This is a genomic window from Rhodococcus sp. 06-156-4 (assembly GCF_002259345.1).
Classification (GTDB): domain Bacteria; phylum Actinomycetota; class Actinomycetes; order Mycobacteriales; family Mycobacteriaceae; genus Rhodococcoides; species Rhodococcoides fascians_E.
In genome coordinates this window covers 254354-277813 of sequence record NZ_NPGB01000036.1, presented here as the reverse complement: position 1 = coordinate 277813, position 23460 = coordinate 254354, and the positions used below count along the sequence as shown (strand labels likewise).

The window sequence follows — 23460 nt, the reverse complement described above, 5'->3', positions numbered from 1 at the left end:
GATGACCACCGCCACGCGGCATTACGTACCCGCCCGTTCCTGGTCCGCACGCCGACGTGCCCGAATTGCGCTGTCGCAGGGTGCACCTGTTGTGGTGGTCGACGATCTTCGTGGAACCGGATGTGATCTGGTTGTCGCAGCGCAGGGCGTCGACGTTTCCGTGATGGCGCATCTGATTCGCTTCGGATCGGGATTCGTCTGCATCACCGTCGACGACGAGACGTGTGAGCGACTCGATCTCCCACCGGTCGCCTGGTCCCAGCGCAACTCGTTCTACCTGGGCTCACCCAGGGTGTCGGTGGATGTAGTCGACGGCACCACTACAGGTATTTCAGGAGCCGACCGTGCCGCGACTGCTCGCGCGCTCGCGCACTGCGATGCACTGGCGTGTGAGTTCACCCGACCAGGGCACCTCGTTCCCGTGCTTGCGTCGGGTGAGCGTCCCACCAGACCAGACCTGATCGCGGAACTGGTCGAAGGATCGGCGGTCTTCACCGCGTTGGAAACGTCCATCCGTGACGACACGACAGCGTTGCGGCAGGGCAGCCGGGTAGTGCCGGTCATCCGAATGTCGGAGTACGCCTACTTCTGACCGCTGGACCTCCGCGCAGTTCGGACTTCGCGATGGTACGCACGTGGACTTCGTCCGGGCCGTCGAAGATGCGCATGGCCCGATGCCAGCCGTACATCGCGGCGAGTGGCACGTCGTCGCTGACGCCTGCGCCGCCGTGAACCTGGATGGCGCGGTCGATGACGTCGAGCGCCACCCGGGGGACCGACACCTTGGCGGCCGAGACGTACGGTGCCGCGGCTTTGTTGCCGTGCACGTCGGTGATCTTCGATGCGTACTGACACAGCAGGCGTGCTTGATCGATCGCGATGCGCGACTCGGCGATCTGGGCCTGCACCACACCCTGTTCCGCGAGCGGCTTGCCGAACGCGACGCGGGACTGCGCCCGCGACACCATCAACGACAGTGCTCGCTCGGAAGCACCGAGTGCGCGCATGCAGTGGTGGATACGGCCGGGGCCCAGGCGTGCCTGCGCGATCGCGAAACCGGCGCCCTCCTCGCCGAGAATGTTGGCGACGGGTACTCGGACGTCGTCGTAGACCACCTCGCAGTGCCCGTGCTGATCCAGCCGGCCGAACACCGGAACATCGCGTACGACGGTCACACCCGGAGTATCGATCGGTACGAGCACCATCGACTGTTGACGATGCGTCGGAGCGTCGGGGTCGGTCTTGCCCATGACGACGAGCAACCGGCACCGCGGGTCGGCTGCACCGCTGGTCCACCACTTCCGGCCGTTGATCACGTAGTGGTCGCCGTCGCGGACGATTCGGGTCTGGATATTGGTGGCGTCGGAGCTTGCAACCTCGACCTCGGTCATGGAGAACGCGGACCGAATCTCACCTTCCTTCAACGGCTCCAGCCACGTCCGCTGCTGCTCCTCCGTGCCGAACAGATGAAGCAATTCCATGTTGCCGGTGTCCGGCGCCTGGCCGTTGGTGGCCTCGGGCGCCAGATGCAAACTCCACCCGGTGATTTCGGCGAGTCCTGCGTAGTCGAGCTGGCTGATCCCGGAATAGGCGGGGAGGAACAAGTTCCAGAGACCGCGTGCGCGCGCTTCCTTCTTCAACGTCTCGACGACGGGAGGAAGCGAGCTGTCCTCGGGGCCCACCGAGGCGCGGTAGCGCTCGTACTCGGCCTCGGCGGGAAAGACGTGCGTGTGCATGAACTCGACCAAGCTCTCGCGCAAACGCAGCGCGGTCTCGGACGGACGAAGATCCAGAGATGCGACGTCGACGGCAGCGGGCATGGCGGAAGTGTTCACGGCGTGCGTCATGGCGATGTCCTTTGACTGTTCAGCCGGCAAGGCCGGTGACTGAGGAAGCATATGCGCGATCGAGCGCGCGGCCGAGCAGCGGCCCGACCATGTCGCCGACGCGTGAGAAATCCTCGCCGTCGGTGTGACCCTGGGCGTGACGCGCGTGGATGCCTTCGAGAATGACCGCAATCTTGAAGTCGGCGAACACGAGGTACCAGTCGATGTCGGGCACGTCGATACCGCGTGTCGTGAGGTACCGCTGCACCATCGCGTCGCGGGTGGGAAAACCGGGCAGTGCGGTGGCACCTGCGGTGATCGGATTGTGGAACTCACCGGCATGGTCCCAGAACGAGCACAGCATTCCGAGGTCCGTGAGGGTGTCTCCGAGCGTGGACATCTCCCAGTCGAGCACACCCAGAATCTTCGTCGGATCGGAACGGTTGACCATCATGTTGTCGATCTTGAAGTCGCCGTGCACGATTCCCGGATAGCTCCGCGGCGGAAGCCTGAGCGTAGTCGGCGGTGCAGTTCGGCGACCTCGGGCCGTTCCGAGGTCGCGGATGCGTCCCACTGCCGAAGCCAGCGGGCGAGTTGCCGCTCGAGGAACCCGTCGGGCTTGCCCCAGTTCGCCAGGCCCACCGCGGCGGGGTCGATGGAGTGCAGATCAGCGAGCACGGTGGACATCGACTCCGCGAGCGTGCGGCGCTGCGACTCGCTGAGTGTCGCAGTGTCCTCCTGGGTGCGGAGAGTGACGCCGTCGAGCTTGTCCATCACGTAGAAGGTCGTACCGATCACCGTCGTGTCCTCGCAGAGTCCGACGGTTCTCGGCACGGGTACTGCGCTGTCTCTCAGCGCCGTCAGAGCTCGATACTCTCGGCCCATGTCGTGGGCGGTCGGAAGGACGTGTCCCCGAGGAGGGCGACGCAGAATCCAGTTTCTGCTGCCATCACCCAGTTCGTAGGTGGGATTGGAACGCCCCCCGGCGATGAGGCGAGCGGTCAGCTCGTTCACGGGCGAGGACTCCACGCGGGCCAACCACTCGCGCACTGCAACCACGTCCAGCTCGTCCACCGTCGTGGTGTCCATTACCAGTCCCTTTCGAAGGTTTCGAGCAGCGCCGTCAGGAGTTCCGAAGTTCGCGGCGAAGCAACTTTCCGCTCGTGGTCTTCGGAAGTTCCTCCAGCACAACCAGTTCCCTGGGGTACTTGTAGGCTGCCATTCGGGTCTTGCAGAATTCGATGAGCTCCTCGGGTGTCACCGACGCCCCCGCCGTCAGCGAGACGAACGCCTTCACGGTCTCGCCGCGATAGTCGTCGGGGACTCCGACGACGGAAGCTTCGCGCACCGCCGGATGCTGGTACAGCACGTCTTCGACGTCGCGGGGAAACACCTTGTAGCCGCCTGCGTTGATCATGTCCTTCAGCCGGTCCACGACGAAGAGCCAGCCGTCCTCGGTGACCTTGCCGACGTCGCCGGTGTGCAGCCACCCGTCGCGAATCGCGTGAGCGGATTCCTCCGGCATCTGCCAGTAACCTGGCACCACCATGGGGCCCGACACGACGATTTCCCCGACCTCGCCGGGCCCGAGGTCATGTCCGTCGCTCAGGTCGACGATACGAACGTTCGCCTCCGGCACCGGGATTCCCACGGACAGCGCGCCGCTGTCGGGATCGACCGGCGGATCGGTCTCGGGCGGCCCGAGGTGTGTCGGCGACGTCGTCTCGGTCATTCCGTACGCGCCGCGCAACACCCACCCCGTCGCCTCTCGGACGCGATCCACGAGCGCGGGCGACACGGGTGCCCCTCCGGACGGGGTCTTGGTGAGCGAACCGAGGGCCAGTTCGTCCTTCGCCGGATGATTGCTGAGGGCGATGAACAAGGTGCTCGCCCCGATCATGAACGTGCCGCGCCACTCATCGATCGCCCGGAGGGTCTCCTCGGCGTCGAAGCGGTGCAGAAGAACTAGGGGCGCACCGCTGACGATGTGAATCCCGAGGCACGCGACGATGCCGGTGATATGGAATACGGGGGCGACACCGATGATCACGTCACGATCTGCGCGCAGGTCCCACCACTGGGTGTAGACCGTGGAATTGTGCACGAGCGAACCGTGCAGGTTCATCGCTCCCTTGGAACGGCCCGTCGTGCCCGACGTGTAGGTGAGAATGCCGATGTCGTCGGCACCAGCCGGGTGGGTGGACGGCGCACCGCGTCCGGTGACCGCTGTTGTCCATGCGATGGTGTCCGAGAACGACTGTGGCGCAGGGATGTGTGCACGCAACGACGCAGGCACCGACGCGTCGGGGGTCATGTCCAGCGGATGCGTGGTGACGACGATGTCGAGTGCCGTCTTCTCCCGAATCGGGGCGACGGACTCGGTGTACAGGCTGTCGAGGCAGATCAGCGCGGTAGCGCCGCTGTCGACGAGGTGATGTTCCAGCTCACCTGCCCGCAGCATCGGGTTGACGGCCACTGGAATCGCACCGATCTTCCAGGCGGCGAGGACTGCGACGAGCCAGTGCGGATCGTTCTGCAGGTACACCGCGATGCGATCCTTCGGTGCTACGCCTGCATCGTGCACCGTCTGCGCGAGCGCGTCGGCAGCGGCGTCGATCTCCCCGAACGTGAGGGTGGCACCGAGGTAGTGCACCGAAGGACCGTCGGGCGTCGCCGACACGTGTGCGTTCCACGCATCCAGCAGGGTCGGGAAAGCCGACGCCGCGTCAGGCGTGACCGTGCTCGGATACAGGTCGGTCCACGGGCGATCGTCGGTTCGGAGGGTGTCGTCGAGCTGCTTCACTGTTCCGCCTCGTCCTAGGTCCTGCGATCGTCGTGCAGTGATCGATTTCTCACCATCGTTGGGGCCGAGCGATCGCTTGTCAAGTTTCTCGACCTGAGTCGACAGAACGCTATCTGTGCACTTGAACGCGGAAATACAGTGTTCAGTAGTTGACAATCGATCGTTCGGTGCCCATCATTCCGAATGACGCAGGTCACACTCATGACGAGAAAGTCGATACACATGACCGCACAGAATCTCAGCTCGACGACCGCCGACTCGTGGACGCCGGCCAAGCGGAGAACCGCCCGCCGCGCCGCGCTGGCCGGTGGCGTGGGCACGCTGATCGAGTACTACGACTTCAGCCTGTACGGCTACCTGGCGGTGGTGATCGCGCCGATCTACTTCCCGAGCGACGAGCCTGTCGTGTCGCTGCTGTCCGCCTTGGCGGTCTTCGGGACCGCGTACCTGGTCCGGCCGCTGGGCGGCATCGTGTTCGGCCATGTCGGTGACCGGTTGGGACGTAAGAAAGCATTGATGGCGACTCTCGTGTGCATGGGAGTCGGCAGCACAGCGATGGGCCTTCTGCCCACGCCCGCGCAGATCGGCGTCTGGGCGACGGTTCTGCTCGTCCTCGTACGCTTGCTGCAGGGATTCTCGGCAGGTGGTGAGGTCGGAGGATCGGCCACCTTCATCTCGGAATCGGCGCCCTCGCATCTGAAGGCCACGTACGGCGCGTTCACCCCGATGGGATCGACCGGCGGGTTCGCACTGGCAGCTGCCGTCGCGGGCGCCGTGTCGGCGCTGACGACGGACGCATCGATGGACAGCTGGGGGTGGAGAGTCCCGTTCCTGCTTGCCCTTCCATTGACGGTCTTCTGCCTGTGGATCCGCACCCGCGTCGAGGAGACGCACGATGCAGACGGAGGGCTGGGCAAGTCGGCGTCCGGAGCCTCCGACGCCCACGAGTCGAGCGCCCCGCTCAGCGCAGTGTTCTTGAAACAGCCTCGCGCACTTGCTCAGGCAACGGCCTTGAGTGCTGCAGTGAACGGAACCGCGTACATCGGACTGACCTACATGGCCATCCACCTCACCAAGCAACTCGGTTACGACTCCACCTCGGTGTTTTGGGTTGCAACACTCGCGATCGGAATCGCCGCTCTGGCAATGCCTCTCGCTGGTGTACTGGGAGACCGGATCGGCACCGTCAGGCTGATGACCATCGGTTTCGTCGGATTCGTGGCGCTGACCTATCCGATGATGGGTCTGATGCACCACGGCATCGTCGTCGCGACACTCGCGTTCGTCGTCATCATGCTGAACAGCACGGCCACGCAGGTGGGTGTCTACACGATCATTCCGCAGTTCTTCGACAAGCGCTCGCGTTACACCGGAGTCGCGATGGGATGGAACTTGGGAGTCATCATCGCCGGTGGCACAGCCCCGTTCGTCGCGGTGTGGTTGGTCGAAAGGACCGGAAACATCCTGTCACCTGCGTTCTTCGTGATGGTGCTCGCGGTGGCCGGGCTCGTTGCGCTGGCGACGGTCAGGGCTCGTCACCACACGAGCACGGGTTTGACCACGGAGCCCGCACGCTGATCGGCGATCGCGCGTTCCAGGTCCGAGAAGGGGTACTCGGTCGTGAGGCGATCCACCGGGAAGTCGCCACGGGCGTACAGGTCGGTCAGCTGTGGGATGAACTCCCTCGCGACCGAGTCGCCTTCGATGCACCCTCTGATGCTCTTGCCGCTCAGCATCAGATCCTGAACGTCGATGGTCAGCTCGCGGTCACCGAGTCCGAGAACGACGAGGTCCCCGCGAGCTCGCAGGGTCGACAGAGCGGTGAGTACGACGGCGGGAATGCCGGTGGTGTCGAGCCCGTGCGTCGCGCCGCCTCCGGTGACGTCGCGCACCTGTTCCACGACGTTTCCGGCAGCGGAATCGACTGCCTCGAACCCGAACGACCGCGCAAGATCACGACGGGTGTCGTTTGGATCCACCGCGACGATCGCCTGGACACCGGCCGATTTCGCCGCGAGCATCGCCGAGAATCCGACGCTGCCTGCACCGAACACCACTACCGACGAATCCGATTCGGGTCGAAGGACATTGAGAATCGCACCGGCGCCGGTTTGAAATCCACACCCCAGCGGAGCGATCACATTCAAGTCCAGAGTGCGGTCCACCACCACCACGTTGTCTGCATGCGCGATCGCGTACTCGGCGAAACTCGACTGACCGAAGAACCGGGTGTTCACTCCAGCTCCGTCCGACGTCACCACATGGGTGCCGTCCGGCCTCGGCCCGAGGCGGTTGAGGGAGTACGAACGCAGGCAGTAAGCGGGGTTGCCTCGTAGGCACTGGTCGCACCGAGCGCAATGCCGGTAGGTCAGTACGACGTGATCGCCCGGTGCAACACCCTCGATCTCGCGCCCTACCTCCACGACCACTCCCGCGCCCTCGTGGCCGAGGATCGCGGGCCCGGACTTCGCGGGCGTCGCTGCTCTGGTGAACAGGTCCGTGTGGCACAGTCCGGTTGCGGCGACACGTACCAGTATCTCGTCCGGGCGCGGATCGTCGATATTCACCTGCTCGAGCGTGAACGGAGTGTTCGGTCCCCGCGACACGGCAGCGGACATGCGCATGGTCACTCGCGTTCGAGGGCGAAGTAGTAGTGGTGGCCGCCGTCGAGAACGAGCGCGGGCTTCCCGTTCATGATGCCCATCAACGTGTTCGAGTCGACGCGCTTGAAATGGTCGAAGATGGGTGCGCCGTCGTAGACCATGGTGGCCGTCACTTCCCCGCGGAACTCGATGTTCCACAGGCTCGCTTCGCCGCCTCCGGTCTCGATGTCCGAATACAGCTCACCGTTGTCGTTTCTGCAGATCAGAGGTTGTGCCCGCTCGAGTGATTCGAAATTCTTCCCATGCCAGTTGCCGGCGGTGAGCTTGCGGCACAGGCGATGTCCGGTGAAGAACTGCGATCCTTTCCACGCACCGAGCACGTCTTCCGCGCGGACCGGCTCGAGTGCGGACCACACTGCGTCGAGGTCGGCGGGAAGCACACCGTCGGTCTTGTTCGCGAGCTCGGTGAACCTCGAGCGTGCGTCGGCGATATCCACGGGATCTCCTTCTAGTTGCCGAACCATTTGGTTCGGAACTTACGCCGAACCGATTGGTTCGGCAAGGCTCCCGACTCGACGATGTTGCCGCAGGAATTAGGATCAGGGCGTGAGGTCAGCAGGCGAAGCCACTCGCGAACGCATTCTCGATGCTGCACAGGCGGAGTTCGCCCGTCACGGCATCGCCGGGGCGCGGATCAATCGCATCGCTTCCGAGGCGAAAGCCAGCAAGGAGCGGTTGTACGCGTACTTCGCCGGCAAGGAAGAACTCTTCGCCGCGGTGTCGGAGAGGTGGGTCGCGTCGACGACGGCTCACACCGCCCTCCGAGGCGACGACCTCCCGGGGTACGCAGGGCGACTGTTCGACGAGTTCGTGGCGTTCCCTGATCATGTGCGTCTCCAGAGGTGGGCCGACCTCGAGGAGTCGCACCGGCCGACGGACGATTCCCGGGCGGCGGCGATCTCCGCGAAGATCGGTCACATCCGTTCCGGCCAGCGAGACGGACGCATCGACGACTCCTGGGACAGTGTCGAACTGCTCATGGTGGTGACGGACGTGGTCATGTCGTTCGCCGTCGGGCACTACGGCGCGGGGGACCGTCGCAGACCGAACGAAGCGCGACGCGCGGCTGCGGTGGAGGCGGTGCGCAGAATCGCGGCCCCGCACGGTTGATCCGGCGGTGGCTACCGACGGCGGTCGACGTGCGGTGCCCGGGATCGACCCGGCTGACGAGTGCCACCGAAATCGGTTGCACCGGTGGGGGCTTCGCGATAGATGGACATCAGGCGTAGGACGAGGGTCGCCCGCGCGGACCAAGTGTGGAGTGACGCGAGTTCGCGGCGAGAGGCCACAGCCTCCGGGTCAGCGGTGGCGCGTGCGAGTGCCGAGACCGCAGCAGCGAACTCGTCCGGAGTGTGGGCAATAGTGACGTGCTCGGAGTCCAGCCACCGCGTCGACGGTAGTTCGGTGGTGACGACCGGTAGGCCGGCAGCCAAATAGTCGAGGGTGTGCGTCGGGAACCGCGCCCGAGTGCCCGCGTCGAGGGTGTGCGGAGCGAGCCCGACTGCGGCTGCCGCCATGTACGTAACCGCCTCGTGCTCCGCAGCCGGGTGCCCGTCCGTCGATGCGCCGGTGCGGGAGCCGAGCAACTGGACGTTCGGCCTGGACAACAACGCGTCGACACGCGCGGATCCCGCCGAGGACAGCCGAGGCGAGCGGTCACCGATCACTGCGATGTTCAGCGACGTGGCGGCTACCGCGTCGAGCATGTCGTAATCGATGCTGTCGTCGAGGTCGCCGACGAACACTGCCGGGCAGGTGCGACGCGGTGCGCCGGAATTATTGCTCGGTGCGTCCGTGCCCGTCTCGAAGTCCGTCTCCGGGAGCGTGCACCCTGCGTGCACGACGCGCACCGCGTCGAAGGTCTTGGAGTACAGGTGCAGCCGTAGGGCCAGCGTCTGAGAGACCGCAGCGACGGTGTCGGCGCGACTGCAGTTGACCTCGATGGACCGAAGGACAGCGCGCCGTGACAGGCCGCGGCTCGGCGCCGAGCTCACCCAATCGTCGGTGACGTACAGCAAACGGTGTCCGCCCACGTCGACGGGGAATCTGCCGACGGGATCGGTCAGAACGACGGCATCCGACGTGGTTCCGAGCTCGGTCAGTGCCGACGCGATCGCGCGATCGGTGGCGCGCCGTGCCAGCGCGCGCGTCAAAGCGGACCGGGGGCGGGTGCCCACGAACGTCCTGACCCGGGAGAAGCGTGGTGACATGCGGACGAATTCCGACCTCGTGGTCCTGCGTCGACGACGCGGGCCGCGCTCGGACCCCGCGGCAGATCCCGGCGTGTCCCACGAGGTCGGCTCGACCCAGACGACGTGCGCGAACTCGGCAAGAGCCTTCGCGAGTGCCGCGTCGTCGGTCGCCGACTCCATCGGTGCACCGGCCATGAAGATCAGCGTGGGTGCGGTGGAGTTCGTTCGAGAGAGCGTGGGCAGGGACTTCATTGTTGGCAGCGATCTGTGAGAGTGAAACCGACTCGAAGAACAATTGTAGCTCAGAAAAAGTCGAGAGGTTTGTTATGGATGGTAGAACCGCGCTTCGGGACGGGGAAGAGAAAGGCTCACCGATGCCTCGGCGCTGACGAACGGTAGCGTCCCGGCCATGTACCGAGCGTCGATGCCGTTGACTCACAGGCCTGCGCGGGACGGGGCGACCGTCGATGCCGCACATGTGCCCGCGTACCTCGCCCTGGAACTGGCGAGCCAGGCGTGGGCCGATGCGTTGAGCCACGTCAGCGACGGTCGGCTGACGGCCCTGGACGTCATGGTCGCGAACGTGACCGCGGACTTCTCGCGGGAACTGTTCACCGGCGTCGCCGAGGTCGACGTCGTCGCGACGAAGGTCGGCCGTACGTCCATCACCGTACGAGTCGCCATCGAACAGGGTGGTGAGCGTGCGGCCGTGTCCACGTTCGTACTGGTGCACGTCGTCGACGGACGGGCCGAGCGACTGTCGGACGAGCAGCGCGCGTTCCTCACGCCCTCGGACTCGCACCCGACGCGGGGTGCATGAATACTCGGCATCCAGCCGCCGGAGAACGATGTGTGAACGCTGACGTTTGAACTCGCCTTCGGTCTGGGAACATGGGCACATGACCTCGACGTCGCACCCCGAGTCCTCGACTTCGCACGAGGTGACCACCGAGTACGTGGTTCTGGTCGACGAGGACGGGCGGGCCATCGGCACCCACCCCAAATCGACCGTGCACACGACGACCACACCGTTGCATCTCGCGTTCTCGTCCTACGTCTTCAATTCGCGGGGCGAGGTGCTGATCACGCGGCGCGCGCTGCACAAGAAGACGTGGCCGGGTGTGACCACCAACAGCTGCTGCGGCCATCCCGCGCCGGGCGAGGATCTCGGCGGCGCGGTCGTTCGGCGCCTGCGGCAGGAGTTGGGCATCGAGGTCGGAAGCCCCTTCCTGTTGCTACCTCGTTTCCGCTACCGGGCGGTTATGGACGACGGAATCGTCGAGTACGAGATCTGCCCCGTGTTCGGCGTCGAATACGACGGTCCGGACCCGGTGGTCGATCCCGACGAGGTCGCCGACGCCACGTGGGTGCCGTGGGTGCAGTTCGTCGACGACGTGGCCCGGGGGCGTGCGGTGTCGCCGTGGTGCGTGGAGCAGATCGACCAGCTGCGGGAGCTGGGCGACGAGCCCTCGGCCTGGCCGGTGGGGGAGGCCTCGGAGCTTCCCGGGGCGGCTGTCTACGACGTCGGTGCACGCCAAGGAATGGCTGGGTCATTCGAACAACCGACCCCGACCCGATATAGTTGACCAGTGCACTACATGTCGGCTGCCTCGCGTACACGCGAGCGAGTTTCAGGATCGGTTGGTGCTCGTGCAGCAAAGAGCTGAGAACACACGTCAAGCAGTGCTGCTCGGTGCAGCGGTGAGCTTCGAGAAGCACGGGTACGGAACCGCCAGTCTGTCGACCATCCTGGCGCACGCCGGAGTCACCAAAGGCGCGATGTACTTCCACTTCTCCTCGAAGGAGGAGCTCGCCCATGCGGTCATCGACGCCCAACATCAGCTTGCGATGGATGGTGTACGTGCGATCACTGCAGAGGTTCCGCGCGCGCTGGACAGCATGATCTGCGTCAGCCAGGAGATGGCACGCCAACTCCTGGAAGAGCCGATGGCCCGCGGCGGGATGCGGTTGACGCTCGAGATCGGCAGCATGCAAGGACCGGTTCAGCGCCCGTACCGCGACTGGATCGACTCGATCCAACTGCTCGCGGACAGGGCAGCCGAGGAGGGCGACCTCGCCGACGGAGTCGACACCGAGGCGCTGGCCAAGTTCGTGGTCGGTGCGTTCACCGGTGTTCAGACCCTGTCGGAGGTGCTCAGCGGGAGGGCGGATCTCTACGCCCGATTGTCGGACATGTGGCAGCTGCTGCTCCCCTCGATCACGGATCCCGCGGCGTTGGAACGGACGCGTGCACTCGCGCTCAGCGAGCCGCGGGACTGGTCCGTCTCGACGTCGGACGTCGGCGTAAGCGCCTGATCGGCGTTCGCCGGCGGGCTAGCCTGTAGGTATTTCCCTGCGCGAACGGAATCTCTCATGACCGACGTACTGTCCCGCCGTGATCTCGACTTTCTCCTCTACGAGTGGCTCGACGTCGAGTCTCTGACGACCCGAAAGCGATTCGCCGAACACTCCAAGGACACGTTCGACGCCGTCCTCGACCTGTGTGCGGACATCGCGCGCAAGCACTTCGAGCCGCACAACAAGCTGTCCGACGCCACCGAGCCGCGGATGCGCACCGACGGTACCGTCGAGATGATCCCCGACGTCAAGGCTGCGTTGGACATCTACGCGGCGTCCGGTCTGATTGCCGGACAGTTCGACGAATCGCTCGGCGGGATGCAGCTTCCCACCACCGTCGCGCGGGCTGCGATGGCCTGGTTCCAGGCGGCGAACGCGTCCACCTCGTCGTATCCGTTCCTGACCATGGCGAACGCCAACCTGATCGCCACGTACGGCACGTCGGAACAGATCGATCAGTACGTCCGCCCGATGCTCGAGGGCAAGTCCTTCGGGACGATGTGCTTGTCCGAACCGCAGGCCGGGTCGTCGCTCGCCGACATCACCACGCGTGCGGTCGAGCAGGACGACGGTAGTTACCGCCTCACCGGCACCAAGATGTGGATCTCCGCAGGAGATCACGAGCTCACCGAGAACATCGTGCACCTCGTCCTGGCGAAAGCCGCGGGCGGCGGCGCCGGAGTGAAGGGCATCTCACTGTTCGTCGTGCCCAAGGTGCTGCCGGACGGTACACGCAACGACGTCACACTCGTCGGTCTCAATCACAAGATGGGCAACCGGGGTACGACGAACACGCTGCTGAATTTCGGCGACGGAACGCATGCCGTGCACGGTGGCCCCGGCGCGGTCGGTTACCTCGTCGGCGAGGAGCATCGTGGTTTGAGCTACATGTTCCACATGATGAACGAGGCCAGAATCGGTGTCGGCTTCCTGGCGATCTCGCTGGGGTACGTCGGCTACCTCAAGTCCGTCGAGTACGCGAAGGTCCGAACACAGGGTCGTGCTCTCGGCGTGAAGGATCCGTCCTCGCCGCCCGTTGCGCTGATCGAGCACGCGGATGTCCGGCGGATGCTGTTGGCGCAGAAGTCCTACGTGGAGGGTGCTTTGGCCCTCGGTCTCTACTGCTCCAAGCTCGTGGACGAGCAGGACACCACCGAGGACGAGTCGGTGCGCAGCGAGACGACGCTGCTCCTGGACCTGCTGACACCGATAGCCAAGAGTTGGCCGTCGCAGTGGTGCCTCGAAGCGAACAGTCTGGCCATCCAGGTGCACGGCGGATACGGCTACACCCGTGACTACGACGTGGAACAGTACTACCGAGACAACAGGCTCAATCCCATTCACGAAGGAACACACGGCATTCAGGGGCTTGACCTGCTCGGCCGCAAGGTGACGATGCAGGGTGGGGCAGCCCTGCCGTTGCTCGGAACAAGAATCGACGGAACCATCCGTCGTGCCCGTGAACTCGGCACCGACGAGTACGCGTCGGCGCTCGAGTCCGCATGGGGGAGCGTCCTCGAGGTCACGGCAACTCTGTGGGGCACCGGCGATCCCGAGGTGGCACTCGCGAATTCGTCGGTGTACCTCGAGGCCGTCGGCCACGTCGTCATTGCGTGGATGTGGCTGGAACAGCACAACGCGGCCGACGGCAAGACCGGCGACTTCTACGACGGCAAACGTCAGGCCGCCCGATACTTCTTCCGCCACGAACTGCCCAGGACCGGACCCCAGTTCGCACTGTTGTCCAGCCTGGACCTCACCACCCTCGAGACGGACCCGGCCTGGTTCTGACCCCTGGCTGTGCGCGGAAATGTAGGCCAGGGCCTACATTTCCGCGCACGTCAGCGGGCGAGCAGCGTGAACGAATGATCCGCGATCAGGATCGATGGTCCCGACTCCTCGTACGCCTGCTGCGGGTCGCTCGACAGGACCTGGCGCCAACTGCCGGACGGTAGGCCGAACTCCACCGTCTCGCTCGACGCATTCACCGCCCACCCGAACACTTCGTCGTCTTCGGCCGACGCGAGAACCACCAGCATCGACAGCGCCGACCCGTCGGACCAGTCCTCGTCCGTGAGCTTCTCGCCGTCGGCGCGGTAGAAATCGACGTAGGTGTCCGCATCGGACTCGCTGTCGTGGCGGAACCACCTCGGACGCAACGCTGCGTGCGATTTTCTCAGCTCGATCAGCTCACGAGTGAAGGCCTGCAGATCGGTGTCCGCAGAGTCCCAGTCGAACCACGACAGTTCGTTGTCCTGGCAGTACGCGTTGTTGTTGCCCTGCTGGGTTCGTCCGATCTCGTCGCCGCCGAGAATCATCGGTACACCGGCGGACAGAAGCAGTGTCGCCAGATGGTTGCGTTGCTGCCGGGCACGGAGAGCCAACACGCCCTCGTCGTCGGTCGGGCCTTCGGCGCCGCAGCCCCACGACCGGTTGTCCGATTCACCGTCCTGGTTGTCCTCGCCGTTGGCGTCGTTGTGCTTGTCGTCGTACGCATTCAGGTCGGCGAGAGTGAACCCGTCGTGCGCGGTGACGAAATTGACGCTGGCGAGCGTCGGGCGCCGCGTGCTCTCGTACACGTCGGGGCTGCCGGTGATGCGCTGCGCGAACGCCCCGAGACTGCCTGGCTCCGAACGCCAGAAGTCACGAACGTCGTCACGGAACTTCCCGTTCCACTCCGACCATCGCGCCGGAAAGCCGCCGACCTGGTAGCCCTGCGTGTCCCAGGGTTCGGCGATCAGCTTGACCGACGCCAGCGTCGGGTCCTGATGAACCAGATCGAGGAAGGCGCTGTGCTTGTCCAGATCGGAATCCTGGCGAGTCAACGTACTCGCGAGGTCGAAGCGGAATCCGTCGACATGCATCTCGGTCACCCAGTAGCGCAACGAGTCCATGATCAGGGCCAGCGCGGCAGGATGGCCGACGTTCAGACTGTTGCCCGTGCCGGTCGTGTCGAAGTACGAGCCGCGATCTTCCTCGACCAGACGATAGTAGGAACGGTTGTCGATCCCCTTGAGCGACAACGTAGGACCGAGGTGATTGCCCTCGGCGGTGTGGTTGTACACGACGTCGAGAATCACTTCGATTCCCGCGGCGTGCAGCGCCTTGACCATGGACTTGAACTCGTTGACCTGGCCGCCGGTGTCACCCGCATGGCTGTACTCGTTGTGCGGAGCGAGGAAGCCGATCGAGTTGTACCCCCAATAGTTGCGCCGCCCTTCTTCCAGGAGGTGCGAGTCCTGGACGAATTGATGAATCGGGAGCAATTCGACGGCGGTGACCCCGAGATCGACGAGCGCTTGGACCGCAGCCGGGTGGGCAAGACCCGCATAGGTACCGCGAATGTCCTCGTCGACGCCCGGATGGCGCGCGGTGAAACCCTTGACGTGCACTTCGTAGACGACACTTTCGGACAGAGGGATCCGCGGAGGTGCATCGTCACCCCAGTCGAAGTCGTCGCCTACGACGATCGAATGAATCATCGACGACGCCGAGTCCTCGTCGTTTCGCGTCTCGGGCTCGTCGTGCAGGTGCGAGAACACCGACTCGTTCCAGTCCACACTGCCCGCAATGGCTCGGGCATACGGGTCCACCAGCAGCTTGTGCACGTTGTGACGAAGACCGTCCGCGGGACTCCACGGCCCGTCCACCCGCAATCCGTACCGCGACCCGACCGTCAGGCCGTCGACGACACCGTGGAACACGTGCCCGGTCCGCGTGTCGAGAGTGGTCGAGGAAAGTTCGGCGCCGGATGCGTCGACCACGACGACAGCGATGGAATCCGCGGTCTCCGAGTAGACCGCGACATCGGCCGTGCCGTCGGGTAGCAGGGTCACGCCGAGGGGATGAGGGGAGCTGACTTCGGTCATTGCAGCCCAGTACCCCGGCAAGGATCGAGCAAACCGAGTTTTGAATCGACGGCCCGAGGGGTACGACACACTCATGGCTGATTACAGAGTGCTCGATCCGACAGGCGACGTCGTCGCGACCAAGAACATCGAGAGCGCCGATGACGCGTACAACTGGTTCATCGAGGAGAAGGCGGACAACAGCGAACTCGGGTGGCGTCTCGAAGTCGACCATGACGGCGACTGGGCCTTCGTGGACGATTCCGAAGGCACCTCGCCCGGTAACTGACGACGCTCAGAGGGGTTCGCCGAGGCGCTGAATGCGTCCGGCCGCGGTGCGGGCAACGAGCCCGCGCCGCTCGAACTCCGCCAACCATCCTTCCATCGGCCACCTGTTCCACCGATGGTGGAACAGGCGAGCGTTGCGCACGATGTCGTCGACGTGCTCGACCGGAGGCGAGGACACCGCATGATGCTGGTGATAGGCGTGGGCGCCGCCCACCCACCGTAGACCGATTCCCGACGCTCGGGCCGTGGCTGCGAGGTCGGTGTCCTCACCGCCGTAACCCGTGTAGCCCTCGAAGAATCCGCCTAGCCGTGCCCACGTCGGAGCGGTGACCGCGAACGACAGTGACCAGAACAAGTCGTAGTTCGATCCCGATTCGACGGCTCCGACGGCCGGATTCGGCCGCGCACCATGGGGATTCGTGTGCGTGATCAACTCTTCCTCCGACCACCGCTCCGGGTGTGGGGGTAGATAGGTGACCGGTCCGCAGAGCAGGGACATGGTGTTCGCGGAGTCCGTGCAGGCGCGCTCGTAGGTCGCCGCCATCTCCGGGCCCGGTATGCAGTCGACATCCAGGAACAGCAGGATGTCCGCGCCCTGATCCACTGCCACCTGTGCTCCGAGATTGCGCGCGTGAGCCAGAGGTAGGCGCCCGTCGACCGTATCGATGTACCGCACTGTCGCGGTGCCGGTGTCGGCCACGACGTCGGCCACAACGTCGACGATCCGGTGATCGCCCATCGCGATCACGACGTGATGGTCCGGAGGCCGCGTCGACCGTGCCAACCCGCGGATCTGCTCGCGGAGGTGTTCGTGACGGCCCGAGACGACCGTCACCACAGTCAGATTCATCGGACGATCGCCCCGGCGTCGAGGACACGGGCGGCACGGCCGGCCGCCCCGCGCTGCTCCACGCGATCCCACCCCGACGCGCCGAGCTCGGTCGCGCGGTTCAGCAGCGCTGTCCAGCCGTCCGGATCAGGCCATGCATCGGTCACGACCGCCACGGATGCCGAACCGAGGGCACGCGCGCTGGCGATCTGCTCGTCGAACGGCCGATCCTGTGGAATGACGATTGCCGGCGACCCCGCGGCCGCGACGTCGGCCAACGCGTTCTGCCCGGCGTGGGTCACCACGACCGTGGCCGAACACAGCAGTGGCCAGACGTCCGCTCTCCACGACGCGGCATCGATTCCTGCTGCGATCCAGCGAAATTCAGGGTTGGCTGCACCGGCGAGCTCGATATCGGACGCGACGAGCGTCGTGCCACCCGCACCGCCGAGAACGACCACGGAGGCGTCGCTGCCGACCGTCTCCCGGGCGCGGCCGTCGAACCTGCTGATCGCACCGACGTACGTGGTCTTGTCCGCATACGGCCGAAGCCACTTCGGGTCGTAGACCGATCGCGACCACGGCGCGACGATCGCCGACGCTGCTCGGTACGCGAGGGTGTGGGGAGTGTCCGTCCGCTCGCCTGGCATGGCCATGACGACGACGTCCACCCCGAGCAAGCGGACCAGCAGGGTCACTTCCACCGACACGTCGACGACGACGAGCCGAGGGCGCACGCGGGCCACCCACTCGGCGATCAGCGCCATGCGATCGGTCAGGCCGCGCACGCCCGTCGGGGCCCAGTGGAGGATTCCTCCGGCAGTCTCGTCGGCCGGGTACTCGGGGTCGCCGGTGTCGCTGGGTTGTGGGGTGTCGAGCGGGAGCTGCAACCATTCGACGTCGCTGTGCGGGAACGGTTGTCGCGAGGACAGCACTGTGACGTGCTCGTCGGTCGCCGCAGCGATGGAGGTCGCACGTGTCATGTGGCCGGTGCCGTGATGGTGTGCGTAGTAGCCGATCACAGCGCGGCGCCGGACATCATGGTGTCGTACAGGCTCAGGTACTGATCTACCATGCGGCGCTCGGAGCATGCCGACTCGGCGCGTGCCCGAGCGTCGTGCCGCGACAGGGTGCGGGCTTCGATCATCGCCCGTGCAAGATCCTCGACCGAGTCCGGACGAGCCAGTCGTCCTGACGTCGGATCCAGAATCTCGGGAATACCACCGCGATCGAACGCAGCGACGGGAGTTCCGCACGCAAGCGCTTCGGCCACGACCAGACCGTAGGGCTCCTCCCAGACCGGCGTCGCCAATGCGACAGCGGAGGAGCCGACGAGCGTTGCGAGTTCACGTTGACGCAGGTGGCCCGCGTACGTGACGTCTCCACCGAGTCTGGGCGCCACTTCCGCCTCGAAGTACGCCGTGTTCGACGCCGGGCCCGCGAGGGTGAGCGAGAATCCGGCTGCGCGTGCGGCGTCGATGGCCAGATGAGGCCCCTTCTCGGGTACCAATCGGCCCGACCACACTGCGCCGGCGCCTCCCGGACCTTCCGGCCATCGCTCCAGCGAGATCCCGTTCGCCACGACGTTGACGGGGCCGGTGACAGGGAACCATTGGCGCGCAGCGTGTTCGCTGACGGCTGCGAATTCGACGCCGGTGCTTCCGGACAGTGCCACCGCAGATTCGAGCCACGCGAACGGGGGAGTGTGCAGGGTGGTGAGCATAGGAGTGCGCACCGTGCGCGACATCGCGATGGGCAGGTAATGCAGGCTGTGATTGTGGATCACGTCGAACGCGTCGGACAGCTCGCCGGCCAGTTGCATCATCACCGACAGGTACGCGTGGTGCTCGCTGACGGCACGTGCGGGAGTGGTGATGTCGGCCTTGGAGATGTCGGACAGCTCCAACCGCGCAACGCTCAGAAGATCGTCCGCGACATCGAGGGACGAGCCTTCCGCCGCGAACAGGGTCACCGAGTGCCCGCGCTCGGTCAATGCACGAGACAGCTGACCGATGTGCGCTTCCATTCCACCCGCGTACGGCTCGGCGATCGGAAAGTTCGACGAGCCGAGCAGTGCTACGCGCAGGCTGTCGGTCATCGTCGTGTCCCGGTGGTCACAGGGCGCTCGGACAGTGCACGGCGATAGATGCGTGCATGCGTGCGTGCGGCCTCCTCCCGGTCGACTTCCCGGCTCGTACGCAGGAATTCGCCGGTGTCGGACTGTGAGGTTCGCCGCGCCACGACGTCGTCGTACGTGGAGTGCAGCGCATCGGCCAGCCCGGCGTCGTCGAAACGGTCGAGGCCGAAACCGAAGACGCGGCAGGGGGTTTGCTCCGCGAAGTAGCCACAATCGGGAACCACGACCGCAGTCCCCATGTCGACACACGCCTCCAACCATCCCGAATGCGTGCCGAATCGGTACGGCAGAACCGACACGTCGATCTCGGTCAGGTACGTCCACAGTTCTTCGTCGTCGAACCGAGGGTGAACTCGAACGTCGACGCCCTCGTGTGTCCCGAAGGCGGCGATCGCGGCAGCGTCCTCCGGGTGCGAGTCGAATGCCTGGTCGTCGATATCGATTCGGACTGTTGCACCCGGCAATTGGGCAGCTGTGTCGACGATAGTCCCCAGGACGGCCAACGGATCGAGGTTGGTGCGCAGGCTCTTCGCGTGCACTCCGATCACGAACGACTCGGTGTGCGGTCGACGTCGACCGATCAGCTCCATCGGGGCGACGTGCGGATGCGGCACGACGGTTGCGTGACGTCCCCAACGGGATTCGATTTCCCGCGCAGCGCCCGGCGTGAGGGTGATCACCTCGTCGGCCGCTTCGATCAGCATGTCGAGGTGAGCCTCGTGGAGAGAGTTGTCCACGAAATGTGGGTTGTGGAGGTCGTGCACCGTGTAGACCAGAGGCTTGCCCGCCGATCGCACCGTGCGTATCACCTCGCCGAGCTGCTCGGGTGGCAACGAATCGAAACCGAAATGCACGTGCAGCACGTCGAACGACGACAGATGACGCTTCGTCCACTCCGGTTCGAGCCAACGCGGCGGCCACCAACGACCGGTTCCCTCGGCGCCCGGCGGGACCGGGTCGGGAAGTCGACGGACTCCGTCGGAACCCAGGTGCGCGACATAGGTGTGGCCGGTGGGTACGGAAGCCACGGTGATCGACGCTGGATCGATCGGGGTGGGGTTGATCAAATGAGGGTTCCTTCGCGACAGAACGGTTATACGGGACGTGTGATGAGCCCGGACCCGACTGCTCGAGAGGGAGTGTCTCCTGCGACAACCGAATACTACAGGGAGCCCGTGACGTCGAACGATCCCGACGAGGGGCGTCGCATTCACTACGGAGATTTCTACGGAGTCTCCGACACGACGGGCGACGAACGGCCGCTATTGGTCGTGTGGGGGAACTGCCAGGCCGAGGCCCTGCGGATCGTGGTCTCGAGCGCGGCGGACCTTCCTTACCGTACGGTGCGGGTTCCTCCGGTCCACGAGCTCACCGAGAGCGACCTACCGCACGTTCGTGACCTGATGGCGCGCTGTGCGGTGCTGCTGTCCCAACCCGTGCGTTCCGGCTACCGCGGGTTACCGATCGGGACGGACGACGTGGACGCACTCCGATCGACTCGAGCGGAGAAGATCGTGTGGCCGGTCCTGCGATACAGCGGGTTGTATCCGTTCCAGGTTATCGTGCGGCACCCCAGCGCCCCGTCCGCGACGCCCGCAGGCGTTCCCTACCACGACCTCAGGACGGTGATCGCCGCCCGCGACGGTGACTCGGCCGGGTGGGACGTCCCGCTGAGTGCTCGTCAGGTGACAGACGTCGCAGCGTGGAGCATCGCGGAACTCGCCCGGCGCGAACGCGCCCAGTGCGACGTCGGTGTGTCCGATCTTCTGCTTCCAGCGGGCGCCGGCGCCGCGAACACCGTCAACCACCCGGGAAACTCGGTGTTGACGGCGCTCGGATCCCGCATTCTCGACGCGCTGGGTTGTGGCCCGCCCGCCGAGCCCGATCGAGAATTGTTGGGCAACATCGTCTCTCCGCTCGACGAGCGCGTCGTACGAGCTCTCGACCTGCAGGCTCGGCCCAGGCCGTCATGGCTCGTCGACGGATCGTCCGTGTCCCAGGACGAGATCCGACGGGTTCAGTTGCAGTGGTATCGAGACAATCCGCCGTTCGTCGACGCGGCAATTCAGCGCTACGCCGATCTCCTCGACATTCTGGACATGGCTGCATGATGCCCCAGATCGGCCATGTCCTGGTAGGGCCACCGGCACACGGCGTCGTCGAGTACGGCGCGTCCGTTGCACGAGAGTTGGGGGAACCGACGCACCGGGCAGTGCGCCTGGACGGACCGGAGTCCGAACTCCCTGCCTGGATCGGGGAGTGCTCACTCGTACACCTGCATGTCACCGACCGACTCTTCGGCGACCGTGTATCAGCAGCGCCCAACTACGCGGCACTGTGCGCCAGGCTGCCCGCGCGGCACTCGGTGACCGTGCACGACGTGCCACAACCGTCCGACGGATCGGGGTTCGAGACGCGAGTTCGGTTCTACCGGACAGTGATCGACCAGGCGGCCGGGGTGATCGTGTCGAGCGACCACGAGGCATCGCTGCTCCGAGAGTTCACCGACGCGTCCGTCGATCCACAGGTGATTCCGCTGATGATGCCGAGGCCGAGAGCGGAGCCTGCAGGGCCTGAAGGGATGGAGGGCGGATCGTCGGGTGCGCGTGTTGCCGTGCTGGGTTTCCTGTATCCGGGGAAGGGGCACATCGAGACGCTCCGGGCGATGGCCGACTTACCGCGGTCCGTGGGTTTCGTCGCGTTGGGGACTGCGTCGCCAGGGCACGAGGATCTGATCGATCAGTTGCGGTGCACGGCAGCCGAAGCCGGAAGGCCCTGCGAGATCACCGGATTCCTCCCGGAACTCGATATGTATCGACGCTTGGCGGCTGCGACCGTTCCTGTCGCCTTCCATCGGCACCTGTCGGCGTCGGGGTCGATCAACACGTGGATTGCAGCGAGACGCCGCCCACTCGTCCCTCGCAACGCGTACACCGAGGAACTGGACAAGCGATCGCCCGGTGTGGTTCGTGTGCACGGAGACGACGAGGATTCGTTGCGGGACGCGATCGCCGAGGCGGTTCGCCATCCGTCGTCGACCTGGATCGAACCGCACGTGGTGCCGCGGCCCACTCCGAACGATGTGGCCCGGGAGTACGACTCGATTCTGACGGGCTGGCGCGGATGACGCGGGCTCTCGAGATCCAGGGTCGGTACGTCGTGCCGGACAATCGCTGGGATCTGACGCCGGACATGGTGGAGTTGCCGAGCGTCACCGTCGTGGTCCCGTATTACGATCAGCCGCACCAATTGTCGCTCGTACTCGAAGCCCTGGCTCAGCAGCGCTACCCGTCCGACAGGATGCAGGTGGTCATCGCCGACGACGGTTCACCGACGCCGCCTGTCGTCGACGACTGGCGCGACAGGCTGGCGGTGACGGTGGTGCGCCAGGAGGACAAGGGGTTTCGGGCCGCCGCGGCCCGCAACCTCGGTGCGCGTGCGGGGACGGGCGAGGTTCTGTGTTTTCTCGACGCCGACACCGTCCCGACGCCCGGGTACCTCGAGACCGCTGTGGCTCTGCCTGCAGTGGCTCCGGACACGGTCGTCGTCGGGCGGCGAGGACACGCCGATCTGAGCGATGTGAACGTATCGGAACTGTCGGACTGGCTTCGTACTCCACGGGAACTCGGCGAACCAGATTGGTTGTCCAGCGCTTACGGCCGGACGGGCAACCTTCTCCGACCGGGTTGGGACGGATACAAATTCGTCATCAGTGCAGTGTTGACCTGCAGCCGTGAACTGTTCGAGGAGATCGGCGGCTTCGACGAGACCTTCGTCCGGTACGGCGGCGAGGACTGGGAATTCGCCAATCGTGCGTTCATGGCAGGAGCAGTGTTCGCCCACGATCCCCAGGCAGTTGCGTGGCACGACGGGCCGGACTGGGCGGGGCGAGACGTCACGGACCGGACCGACGAGAAGAACACCGAGGCCGTGGCTCTCGCACCGTTGATCACCGATCCCAGCGCCCGACGACATGGGCTGGCCTATCGGATCCCGGACGCTGCGGTGATCCTCGACGTGGCGGAGGCATCACCGGCATCGGTGATGGTCACTGTCGCCGGCATCGTGCGTGGCGTCGACTGCGCGGTGTGGCTGACGGGAGAAGGTGCTCCCGCAGTGTACGACGCGTTGGCACTGGATGATTCACGTGTGCGCGTCGGGACCCCCGAGCGATCCGTGCGGCTTCGCTGCCGATTCGTCGTGCACGTTCGAGGCCCTGTGCAGTTCTCGTCGGCGACGTGGGGTGCCCTGACCGGATGCATCGGACCCGGACTGGCAGGCAGGGTGACCGTCGACTGCGACGGTGCCTCGGTCTCGGTGACGGCGTCCAGGGCACTGAACCGTGCACGGCGCTGGGCCGCGCGGACCGGCGAGTCCGAATCGGAGCTGCTGAACGCGTTGTTCACGACCGAGCGTCGGAGTGCCGAGGAGGTCGGCATCTTGCTGATCGATGGCGAACCGTGGTTGGCCTGGTGACCACGAACGCTGGACACCACCGAGGTGATGTCCAGCGCCG

At 65.4% G+C, this 23460-nt stretch carries 21 protein-coding genes and 1 pseudogene; 11 read left to right on the top strand and 11 right to left on the bottom strand.

Going from position 1 to position 23460, the window contains the following annotated elements; translation table 11 throughout:
• The first annotated feature begins 1 nt into the window (after position 1).
• Positions 2-592 carry a 3,4-dihydroxy-2-butanone-4-phosphate synthase gene (locus CH290_RS25955; RefSeq protein WP_052061823.1) on the top strand — a complete coding sequence of 197 codons (591 nt, stop codon included), beginning with the start codon at positions 2-4 and terminating at the stop codon, positions 590-592.
• Here the strand turns inward: CH290_RS25955 and CH290_RS25950 are convergent.
• The 3 genes and pseudogenes from CH290_RS25950 to CH290_RS25940 form a co-directional block, all read right to left on the bottom strand.
• Positions 561-1847 (bottom strand): acyl-CoA dehydrogenase family protein, encoded by a 1287-nt coding sequence (locus CH290_RS25950; protein ID WP_170947557.1) that lies wholly within the window; start codon positions 1845-1847, stop codon positions 561-563. The genes CH290_RS25955 and CH290_RS25950 overlap by 32 nt on opposite strands.
• A gap of 19 nt (positions 1848-1866) precedes the next feature.
• Positions 1867-2915, bottom strand: a pseudogene (locus CH290_RS31195) (phosphotransferase family protein).
• A 34-nt stretch (positions 2916-2949) separates the two neighbouring features.
• Positions 2950-4629 (bottom strand): AMP-binding protein, encoded by a 1680-nt coding sequence (locus tag CH290_RS25940; protein WP_033189852.1) that lies wholly within the window; start codon positions 4627-4629, stop codon positions 2950-2952.
• Positions 4630-4851: 222 nt separating this feature from the next.
• Here CH290_RS25940 and CH290_RS25935 point away from each other — a divergent pair, with 222 nt between their 5' ends.
• Positions 4852-6207, top strand: coding sequence for an MFS transporter (locus CH290_RS25935; RefSeq protein ID WP_230593881.1), 1356 nt, complete (start codon positions 4852-4854; stop codon positions 6205-6207).
• Here CH290_RS25935 and CH290_RS25930 read toward each other — a convergent pair.
• Together CH290_RS25930 and CH290_RS25925 are read right to left on the bottom strand one after the other, a co-directional pair.
• The gene (locus tag CH290_RS25930; protein WP_033189854.1) at positions 6165-7253 is read right to left on the bottom strand and encodes an NAD(P)-dependent alcohol dehydrogenase; all 1089 of its coding nucleotides are present in this window, start codon (positions 7251-7253) and stop codon (positions 6165-6167) included. The two genes, CH290_RS25935 and CH290_RS25930, sit on opposite strands and share 43 nt — an antisense overlap.
• A 2-nt stretch (positions 7254-7255) precedes the next feature.
• Positions 7256-7729: a DUF4334 domain-containing protein gene (locus tag CH290_RS25925; RefSeq protein WP_019663442.1), complete on the bottom strand. Its 474-nt coding sequence runs from the start codon at positions 7727-7729 to the stop codon at positions 7256-7258.
• A gap of 109 nt (positions 7730-7838) precedes the next feature.
• On the opposite strand from CH290_RS25925, the gene CH290_RS25920 reads away from it, so the two are divergent.
• Entirely contained in the window at positions 7839-8402 is a 564-nt protein-coding gene (locus CH290_RS25920; RefSeq protein ID WP_033189855.1) for a TetR family transcriptional regulator, read from the top strand.
• An 11-nt stretch (positions 8403-8413) separates the two neighbouring features.
• Here CH290_RS25920 and CH290_RS25915 read toward each other — a convergent pair whose 3' ends face one another.
• A complete protein-coding gene (locus CH290_RS25915) occupies positions 8414-9736 on the bottom strand; it encodes a glycosyltransferase family protein (protein WP_019663444.1) in 1323 nt (440 codons plus the stop codon).
• A gap of 172 nt (positions 9737-9908) precedes the next feature.
• Between CH290_RS25915 and CH290_RS25910 the strand changes: the two genes are divergently transcribed.
• The 4 genes from CH290_RS25910 (at position 9909) to CH290_RS25895 (ending at position 13633) form a co-directional block, all read left to right on the top strand.
• A complete protein-coding gene (locus tag CH290_RS25910; protein ID WP_230621029.1) occupies positions 9909-10304 on the top strand; it encodes an acyl-CoA thioesterase in 396 nt (131 codons plus the stop codon).
• Positions 10305-10383: 79 nt separating this feature from the next.
• A complete protein-coding gene (gene idi, locus CH290_RS25905; protein WP_033189857.1) occupies positions 10384-11070 on the top strand; it encodes an isopentenyl-diphosphate Delta-isomerase in 687 nt (228 codons plus the stop codon).
• 64 nt (positions 11071-11134) lie between these two features.
• A complete protein-coding gene (locus tag CH290_RS25900; protein ID WP_080734070.1) occupies positions 11135-11800 on the top strand; it encodes a ScbR family autoregulator-binding transcription factor in 666 nt (221 codons plus the stop codon).
• A gap of 57 nt (positions 11801-11857) precedes the next feature.
• Positions 11858-13633 (top strand): acyl-CoA dehydrogenase, encoded by a 1776-nt coding sequence (locus CH290_RS25895; protein WP_033189858.1) that lies wholly within the window; start codon positions 11858-11860, stop codon positions 13631-13633.
• A 50-nt stretch (positions 13634-13683) separates the two neighbouring features.
• Here the strand turns inward: CH290_RS25895 and glgX are convergent, their stop codons facing one another.
• Positions 13684-15711: a glycogen debranching protein GlgX gene (glgX, locus tag CH290_RS25890; RefSeq protein WP_020111224.1), complete on the bottom strand. Its 2028-nt coding sequence runs from the start codon at positions 15709-15711 to the stop codon at positions 13684-13686.
• A 73-nt stretch (positions 15712-15784) separates the two neighbouring features.
• Here glgX and CH290_RS25885 point away from each other — a divergent pair, with 73 nt between their 5' ends.
• Positions 15785-15979: a hypothetical protein gene (locus CH290_RS25885; protein ID WP_019663450.1), complete on the top strand. Its 195-nt coding sequence runs from the start codon at positions 15785-15787 to the stop codon at positions 15977-15979.
• Between the two features lie 6 nt (positions 15980-15985).
• Here the strand turns inward: CH290_RS25885 and CH290_RS25880 are convergent, their stop codons facing one another.
• Genes CH290_RS25880 through CH290_RS25865 form a run of 4 tightly spaced genes read right to left on the bottom strand, consistent with a single transcriptional unit; the run spans position 15986 to position 20011 of the window.
• Positions 15986-16828 carry a glycosyltransferase family 2 protein gene (locus CH290_RS25880; RefSeq protein ID WP_033189859.1) on the bottom strand — a complete coding sequence of 281 codons (843 nt, stop codon included), beginning with the start codon at positions 16826-16828 and terminating at the stop codon, positions 15986-15988.
• The gene (locus tag CH290_RS25875; protein ID WP_033189860.1) at positions 16825-17829 is read right to left on the bottom strand and encodes a glycosyltransferase; all 1005 of its coding nucleotides are present in this window, start codon (positions 17827-17829) and stop codon (positions 16825-16827) included. Before CH290_RS25875 ends, CH290_RS25880 begins: the two co-directional genes overlap by 4 nt.
• On the bottom strand, positions 17826-18905 hold the full coding sequence (locus tag CH290_RS25870; RefSeq protein ID WP_033189861.1) for a glycosyltransferase: 1080 nt from the start codon (positions 18903-18905) through the stop codon (positions 17826-17828). Before CH290_RS25870 ends, CH290_RS25875 begins: the two co-directional genes overlap by 4 nt.
• Positions 18902-20011 carry a glycosyltransferase gene (locus tag CH290_RS25865; protein ID WP_033189862.1) on the bottom strand — a complete coding sequence of 370 codons (1110 nt, stop codon included), beginning with the start codon at positions 20009-20011 and terminating at the stop codon, positions 18902-18904. The genes CH290_RS25870 and CH290_RS25865 overlap by 4 nt, the downstream gene beginning before the upstream one ends.
• Positions 20012-20119: 108 nt before the next feature.
• Between CH290_RS25865 and CH290_RS25860 the strand changes: the two genes are divergently transcribed.
• The 3 genes from CH290_RS25860 to CH290_RS25850 are packed head-to-tail and all read left to right on the top strand — an operon-like array spanning position 20120 to position 23420.
• Positions 20120-21055: a WcbI family polysaccharide biosynthesis putative acetyltransferase gene (locus CH290_RS25860; RefSeq protein WP_033189863.1), complete on the top strand. Its 936-nt coding sequence runs from the start codon at positions 20120-20122 to the stop codon at positions 21053-21055.
• The gene (locus CH290_RS25855; protein ID WP_027498707.1) at positions 21052-22071 is read left to right on the top strand and encodes a glycosyltransferase family protein; all 1020 of its coding nucleotides are present in this window, start codon (positions 21052-21054) and stop codon (positions 22069-22071) included. Before CH290_RS25860 ends, CH290_RS25855 begins: the two co-directional genes overlap by 4 nt.
• Positions 22068-23420 (top strand): glycosyltransferase family 2 protein, encoded by a 1353-nt coding sequence (locus CH290_RS25850; protein ID WP_033189864.1) that lies wholly within the window; start codon positions 22068-22070, stop codon positions 23418-23420. The genes CH290_RS25855 and CH290_RS25850 overlap by 4 nt, the downstream gene beginning before the upstream one ends.
• Positions 23421-23460 lie beyond the last annotated feature (40 nt).